Raw genomic sequence first — 7926 nt, 5'->3', positions numbered from 1 at the left:
ACTTAATTTCACTATTTTTCGTTCGTAGGTAGTTTAAGACTTTCGTAACTTTTCAGCTGGCCTAACATACTGGCCAACGCTTCATCATTGCCCATCAGCTCATTAAGCAACTTACGAAAGTCCTTGCGGTTATCCACATTAGAAATAACTTCTTCGAGCAGTGCCTTTATTTGCAGCAGACCTCGAAGCTTCGGTACATGCTTAGCCACATGGTCAGGAGAGAAGGAATTCATACTTTCGATAGGAATTTCAACTTCCACATCTTCAGCCACTTCAGGATCGACTTTATTAGGTACAGCAAAATTTAGACTCATGCCCATATCTTTAATAACAGCATCCAAATTGGTGCCGTCCAGGTTATGCAACCGCCTTTCTTCAAGGTCCAATGCCCTGTCTTTGGAACTCCCCTGGGAAAAATCCCCCTCCACAATCACTCGCAGAGGGAGCGTTACATCTTCCGGCTGTCCGTTAATCTCAGTTTTATACCTTAGCGTGAGACGTGATTTTGGAATTTCATCTTGAATTGCCATACATTTCTCCTAAGAATTAAATAAGTTCTGTTTTAAAACTACATCTTTAATGCTGTACCGCCATTTGTGGCACATGCTCTTAACAGGGTCAGCAGCTTAAAAATTTTATCCTTTGACTTATGAATAAGCCTTCCACTCATATATTGTTCACGACACCAATTATGATCGATTTCCATTTCAGCCAGAAACCTGGGAAATAGCGGGAAAAATTCAACCCTATCAGGTTGAAATTCATCCCCCATTTGCTCGGAAATGGTAAAATTAATTTTTACTTGCAGCGCATCTCTATCTATCGCTACATTTACTCCGGTAAAGACCAACAAAACAAAGCTAGAATCTTGTGCCGTATCCATAGAAGGTACTTCAGAAATTGAGAAAAAAACCGAGTTATTTTCTGCTATTTTCGTGATGCAGGCCAAAACCTCATCTATTGTAAAGAATCTGCCTCGGCGATTTACAACACTGGATCCGACTGAAAACAGTTGCCCCTTATCCATTACCATAAGGGTATGTGTTGCGACTTTTTCCTGGACTGAATCACCGGGAAGAGAAGCACAAAAAACGCCATAACCCGTAATTGACTCGGATTCCGTGTCTGCCTGTTCGGCAAGAGTCCATGCCACTCCTGGCGCAGGTAACATACTCATATGAACTCTGCCTTTGCGACCGACCGACATCAAGGCACAGCCGCCAAGAGCTACTTCCCATTTGCAGTTATAGCTATAGGCGTTTTCGAGCCCAGCGGCATCGACAAAACAATGCCATTGTTCAAAATCATTGGACTCTAAAGGATTACGAAACCACCGTTCCCATACGCTCCCCACCTTTGTCTGGCTATCCAGTAAGATGTCGCGTACTTTCTTTGATACTCCAAATATTTTTATTGGTTGCCGAGTTACCAGTTCAGGATTGGCTGCGATTTGCTCTGGCAGCAAATGAAAATAGGTTGCCCCGCAAAGTAACCCCGCCAAAAGCAGGCTGGGCTGAGTTTCCAGAAGGGACATATCTGGAGCGGCATAAACCTCGCCAGGCCGCAACCCAAGAGTGATAAATCCGTCGCGTAAAGCCAAAAGAAAGGCCGCGTTACTGCTTATATCTGTAGTCTGTAATAAGTCTGAAGTGCAGGGATCAAAACATCTGAAAACGGTAGCTTTGGATGGATAAGTGAAAAACCTATTCGCATCGGTGCTGGTATATTGCACTCCCTGAACGTCTGGCAGCAATTTCTCTGACCAGTCAGACAGCAATTCAACATTTTTTTCTTCAGTAACTATATAATCTGGTTGCAGTGCAGCTAGCCGAGTCAGGAGGAAAGCTTTGCCTTTGGGTGGTAACAATGAAATAACATAACCATTTTTCAGTGCAGCTAATAAGTCAACGGCCAGCTCAATACTCATAGCTTTAATAATACAAAATGTCTGTCCCGGTTGAGCACCTAGCCGCGACCAGGCAGCCGCCTTTTGGGTTGCCCTGACACCCAGCTCCTGATAAGACATTTCTTTCAGCCCTGCAGACGGATCGTACCAGCACAACGCAGCAGTATTGTCTCGGTTGCGGTGGACAATATCGTAAAAAAAGTTATAGCTATCAAATATTCGACTGGTTCCACCAACACAAAATATATGGTCAACCGAATTTTTGAACTTGAGCCAAAAACTATCTACATCTGTATAACTCTGCTCAAGCCAGTCCAACTTACTGAAAGACACAGAGTCATCCAGCATTAAATCCTTATCAATCAGTGCCATATCTATATATTCAGTCATGATATATTCTTCCGGCCCAACCTAAGGATGCAGACAATAAAAATAACAGATAAAAATTAATCATCGCCAGTCACCTATTCTATTGAGTTATCGAGCAATTTAATGTCATACGCCTTTTCAAAAGGCGCCTTAATCAGAGTTTTCCACTTTTCACCAGGGTGGGTAAAAAGTGCATAAACCGCTATCGCCGAATCTTCTGGTTTACTAATCGTCACATTTTTTTCCTTACCCGGTAAAATCACATACGAAACAATAAATCCTTTATCAGGTGAATCCCCATAAACCATATCTGCAATCTGATCATAACTTTCAATCATAAAGTTCTTGTTATTTACTGTACGAATGACAACATACATTGACCGGCCATCATTAGTTTCTTCCTCTGACTCAAAAGAAAACTTAATAGAGTCACTGTCCATTAAGTTCATTATGTTTGAACAACCAGTGCCACCAGCCATTACGGCCATCAGAGCAAATATACTCAACACTCGCGATAACTTTAAAAATTCTCTACCAACACTCAAACTAGTCATTTAGTTACACCTTATTCCTTGCACTGTCATCAAAACAACCTGACTGTTTTTAACAAACCACATTCCCTTACAGAGCTAATCTTTGTCCATTACTCCCTTGGTGGAAGGCTAAATATAGTCCAGGGGTCTTTATCTATCGAAAATGTTATGTTTAATACGTTTTGATCAAGCTGATTTTTGCTTGTCACCTGCTCCGGATCAAAATCCAGATCCGATCCCGAAAAGAAAATTGGCCAATTCAACATCCAAACAGGATCCTGGTTTAATAGATTATCCGTACGCTTTATTTCTCTGACAGTATTAGCATCCTTGTCAGCTTTATCATCGATATAAAATTGAGTGACATAAGTAATCTCTTCTGCTTTTTGAAGCAGGTGAAAGAAGCTCCAATTAGCATTCGATACAGTAAGCGAACGCTGCATTCTTTCATCTTTATTCGCTGTAGCAATTTCAAGTCCCACCGAGGCAGCACTAATTTTATGCCAGAAGTATTTAAACATTTTCCAGGACGGCTTCTGGTTAAAACCAACAACAGCCGATTCGCCAATATGCAGATACGAAAGAACAGGGATATATTCATCGGAAATAGAAATAGGTAATGGTGCAGAGCGAATCATAAATTCAAGGGGCCGAGCTTCACCATTGCTAGCCCATAAATCCTTAGAAATCCTATCAAGGGAATTCAATGTTGGAAGCATATTGCCCGGCAACCTTAATTCACTCTGAACTCCACTGCGTGGATACCAATGACCATCTTGTTTAATACATAACGGAGCTAACAGAGTATTAAAATACTGCCAAAAATGTCCATCCGGGTGAGTAGCATTCTTAAGCTCTGCTAGTGATACATTTTGAGCAGAAGCTTTATCAAACGGGAAGCGGCTATAAAGTGGTTTTACATCATCCCTCCAAAGAGCTGTCCATGTTTTTTCCAACTCTGCTTCCACTTCGCCCCTACCCAGTGCGTAAGCCTGATAGACAGGAGCCAAAAATACATCTTGCCATCGAGATGATATACCGACACTCTTTAACCATAGCTTTATCAGGTTTAGGTACGAGCCAGGTTCATCAAGATAAATCGAGTAGCTTATTTTTCCCAAAGGTGTTAATTTGCTGGCAAAGTCCCCAAGGGGTTTATCCTGACGTTTAGTTTCGTCTGCTAACGACTCCTCTCCAATTACACTCTGCATCTGCTCTAACAAGGACTTATACTTTTCTAGCTCTGGGAAAGCACCTTTCTTCTCAGCCATAAGGCGCTGAAAAAATTCAAACTCTGCAAGCTGCAAAACCATAGGACGCATATATTCGCTAGCCTCAAGCTCCAGGCCTGTATTTTCCTTTACACTCAGTAGAAATTCCATGAATTGAGAGGATGGAAGCGTCAACTGAGTTAACACATAACTGAGAGCTCCTGATGAGTTGGCGTTTATATCGAAGTCCATGTAATAACCTCGATACGCCTCTGCATATCGACGAGCATAAACTTCTATTTCTTTAAAAAGAAAATTATTAAGTTGCCTTTTGCTCTTTTCTGAGACTGGCAATTGTTGAAAAAACTTGGGAAGTTCAGTCAATACAGGTTTAACCCTTTGCTCAAAGGCCTCCTTAGTAAACCTACCGTCAACGATTGAATGTCCTGAAAATAAAAAACTTCCATCATTGAATGGATTCATGACCAGATCATCAAACTCTTTCTTTACTGGAAAAAAAAGCAGACCGTCATGTCGACTGTTGTGCGCAATAAAATCATCTAAAAAGGAAGTTATCCTGCTACGATTTTTGACAGCATTCCATCGCTTAGCGTTAAATTTGAATTCACGACCAGCCAAAATAAAATGGTAGAACCGATCATCATTGTCTTCTTCTCCCATAAAGTGGAGCATAGCTTTCAGGTGTTCCCATAAACCGATTAGCGTTAAATTATCATTCACCGCTGGATAATCAAATCTGCTCATATTTATTAGTGAGAGAAAATTCTTAACATCCTTCTGCCTAAGCTGGGCATTCTCCTGCTCGACCAGATCAACGGTTACACCATGGATTGATTGCCTTTTCAGAAGCTCAGCAACAGTCACAGCAAGATCAAATTGTTCGATCTCCTTAATTACGTTAATAAGGTAATCTGTCTCTTTCTGTAATTTATAGAAATCAGCCTTCGAAATAACTTCTTTTTGATAGAGAGTTTCTATTTTTGTAAAATAGACCATCCAGTAATGAAGATCAGTCGCTATATTTACCCCCTTGCGATATGTAACCTTTTCTATATCCATATCAACAGACCAGGAAGACTGATTATTCTTTACATAATCCTCAACCAACATTTGGGATAAACCAAGAGTCTCAGCCCATACAGCCGGATCTTTTAGAATAAGCTTTCCAAGATCATCACTTCGGGTCGCATAGAGCAAGCCCAAAAAGTACAAAACCTTTTGCTGTGCATCGACAATATCTATATTTTGTAAATCATAAAGAGAGTCACTTTTTTTATCTTTAGAGATTCCTTGATCTTTACCTTCAACATAAAACCTCTCCAATTCTGGCAGTAAATATGTCTCACGTATAAGTTCTATTACACGTCTATCGATCTCTTTATTAATATGAGGAAAGAAATCAGGTAAAAATTCCATTAATGCATGCGTCTGCATACTGGTCAGGGGATCAATAAATAACTGATGAATTTTCTGGCCATACTGCGCAGGCGGTGAAGCCTCAATAATCGCCACCTCTTCTACTTTTGCTTCAACTAAATATTTCTCGTAGAAAAATGCATTACCCAAATAGATAATTCCCCCCACTAGCAATACTGCTGCTGCAATCTGATGTCGGAGAAGAGGATTAAACTTTTGCAGTTCTTCTGAAGAAAGAGTAGTAGCAAATGGGTTTGAAACTAGAGAATCCCCCTCAAGGGTTGAAGTTAAACAAACTTCATCAATTCGGGGAATATGTGATAAGGGATCAGGACTTTGCAAAATGGAGATAAAACCTGACAAATCCTTGAGGATTACTGGTGCGGCACGCATAAAGGTAATAATTTTCAGATATTCAGCGGCAGAGAGCGTGACAAGAGCCTGTTCCAAATAAGCTTCATAATACTCTAGGCAATATTCAATATTTGCAATATCCTCTTTTGAAGAAAACTCGAGTTTTAACTGAATATTTTTCTGTCTGAGGAATTTTGACAACTCAGAAAAACCTTCGACTTCACTCATGTGTGTAAGAGTAATCCTGACACCTATGGGTTTACCCGTTATTTGAGCAAGCAGATTTATTTTCCCTCTGGCAACCTGAGCTTGTTTCTTTAGATATTCCGGATCATCATTTTTCAGCTTCATGCCATTGAGAACGAACACCACTGTAGGACTTTTATGTCGATAGAGCGGTCTCCATAGCTTGAGTAAGGCTAAGCGGGCATTTTTTGAAGTATCGTTCAACAGAGTTGATGGAATTTCCTGAATAAGAATTTTTGCCCCTAGGTAGATATGTAATAGAGGATCCTCGATATAACTTGGGTAAAACTGCAGTGCCTGTCCTTTCCAGTCGGTATGACTATCAATCAGACTACTTTTACCGGCCCCCACATCTCCCATAACAATAAAATGATGATAAATACTTAATACCCGGCGCAGCTGCCACGGCAGTTCCCGTAAAAATCCACGCCATATTTTCTTAAAGCTTGAAACCGGAATAGGCTCTTCTTTAACCTCTATACTTTTTTTAGCTAAAGCATTGCTCTTTCTTTTTTTATAGAGAAAGAACAGTAGAAAAACAGCTAAAACAGACAAAAAGACGATAACATACAGCCAATTATCCGCAAAAAAAGTACCTACTGACTCTAATTTTGAAGCACTGGGTGCCACACTTAATTTATCTAAATTTTTCATTTTTCCAATCGTTCCTTATTGGCATGCATATTCAATAACACCTTTCTACTCATCGAGTAGTACTTGATTAGGTGCCTCTGCAATTGTCACGATAATTTCATCTTCTTCCGCCGTCACATTTACAAGATCTCCCGACTTAAGAAGGCCGGCAATAATGTCTTGTGCTAAAACATCCTGCAAACGGGACTGAATAATTCGATTTAAAGGCCTTGCTCCCATTAACGGATTAAAACCAAGCCTGGCCAGTAATGCTTTTGCACTGTCGTTCACAACTAACTGTATATCTTGCTCCTGTAGAAGCTTGGAAAGACGCTTGAGCTGAATGTCTGCAATCGCTTTCATACCTTCAGCCTTCAACTGTTTAAAAATTAAAATATCATCGAGGCGATTAATAAATTCCGGGCGAAAGTGCGAACGTACAGCCTCCATAATCATTTCATTCATTCGCTCTATTTCTTGTTCTGTTTTAGTTTCCTGGATGCTTTCATCACCAAGATTGGACGTCATAAGAACAACCGTATTTGAGAAGTTTACAGTGTGACCATGACTGTCCGTCAATCGCCCTTCGTCAAGCAATTGCAGGAACAGGTTGAATACATCTGGATGCGCTTTTTCCACTTCATCGAACAAGATAACGCTATAAGGTTTTCGATTAACACTATTTGTCAACACGCCCCCCTCTTCATAACCAACATATCCAGGTGGAGCTCCAATCAAACGAGCGGCGGAATGTTTTTCCATAAACTCACTCATATCGATGCGGATAAGTGAGCCTTCATCATCAAACAGGTATTCTGCAAGTGCTTTTGATACTTCAGTTTTACCAACACCTGTAGGTCCAAGCATAAGAAATGAAGCTATCGGGCGATTAGGGTTTTGCACGCCTGCTCGCGATCGTCTGATAGCTTTTGCTATTATTGTAAGTGCATCTTCTTGACCAACAACTCGCTGTCGTAAGTAAGACTCTAAATTAAGTAACTTGTCTTTCTCAGACTCCATCATTTTTGCTACCGGAACTCCTGTCGTGCGCGAAACAGTTACGGCTATATCATTAGCCGTGACCGCTTGCTGAACAAACCGTTTATCCGACAGATCTATATCTGAATATTCTTCCAGCGTTTTCTCACAATCCGGAATTGTCTTGTATTGCAGCTCGGCAACCCGCGAGAAATCTTCCTCACGTATTTTTTGTTCCATTTCCAGCCTGGCATCTTCA

At 40.7% G+C, this 7926-nt stretch carries 5 protein-coding genes; all 5 read right to left on the bottom strand.

Annotation, left to right across the window (positions count from 1 at the left end; all coding sequences use genetic code 11):
* Positions 1 to 11 precede the first annotated feature (11 nt).
* Positions 12 to 530 carry a type VI secretion system contractile sheath small subunit gene (gene tssB / locus AC4GME_RS12640; RefSeq protein ID WP_490375851.1) on the bottom strand — a complete coding sequence of 173 codons (519 nt, stop codon included), beginning with the start codon at positions 528 to 530 and terminating at the stop codon, positions 12 to 14.
* A gap of 38 nt (positions 531 to 568) precedes the next feature.
* A complete protein-coding gene (locus AC4GME_RS12635; protein WP_490379499.1) occupies positions 569 to 2296 on the bottom strand; it encodes a hypothetical protein in 1728 nt (575 codons plus the stop codon).
* A 74-nt stretch (positions 2297 to 2370) separates the two neighbouring features.
* Positions 2371 to 2829, bottom strand: a complete 459-nt coding sequence (locus tag AC4GME_RS12630; protein WP_490375853.1) for a hypothetical protein — start codon at positions 2827 to 2829, stop codon at positions 2371 to 2373.
* Positions 2830 to 2918: 89 nt separating this feature from the next.
* Positions 2919 to 6710 carry a hypothetical protein gene (locus AC4GME_RS12625; RefSeq protein ID WP_490379498.1) on the bottom strand — a complete coding sequence of 1264 codons (3792 nt, stop codon included), beginning with the start codon at positions 6708 to 6710 and terminating at the stop codon, positions 2919 to 2921.
* A 45-nt stretch (positions 6711 to 6755) separates the two neighbouring features.
* A partial coding sequence (locus tag AC4GME_RS12620) for an AAA family ATPase (protein ID WP_490379497.1) occupies positions 6756 to 7926 on the bottom strand: 1171 nt, incomplete at its 5' end.

This window comes from Psychromonas sp. (genome assembly GCF_983033635.1).
Note: the sequence above shows the minus strand (reverse complement) of the source record. Positions and strands in the feature narration are given on the sequence as shown.

Excerpts from the sequence above, each read along its gene's own strand:
- AC4GME_RS12630 (WP_490375853.1), bottom strand. The coding sequence starts at position 2,829 with ATGACTAGTTTGAGTGTTGGTAGAGAATTTTTAAAGTTATCGCGAGTG.
- tssB (WP_490375851.1), bottom strand. The coding sequence starts at position 530 with ATGGCAATTCAAGATGAAATTCCAAAATCACGTCTCACGCTAAGGTAT.
- AC4GME_RS12625 (WP_490379498.1), bottom strand. The coding sequence starts at position 6,710 with ATGAAAAATTTAGATAAATTAAGTGTGGCACCCAGTGCTTCAAAATTA.
- AC4GME_RS12635 (WP_490379499.1), bottom strand. The coding sequence starts at position 2,296 with ATGACTGAATATATAGATATGGCACTGATTGATAAGGATTTAATGCTG.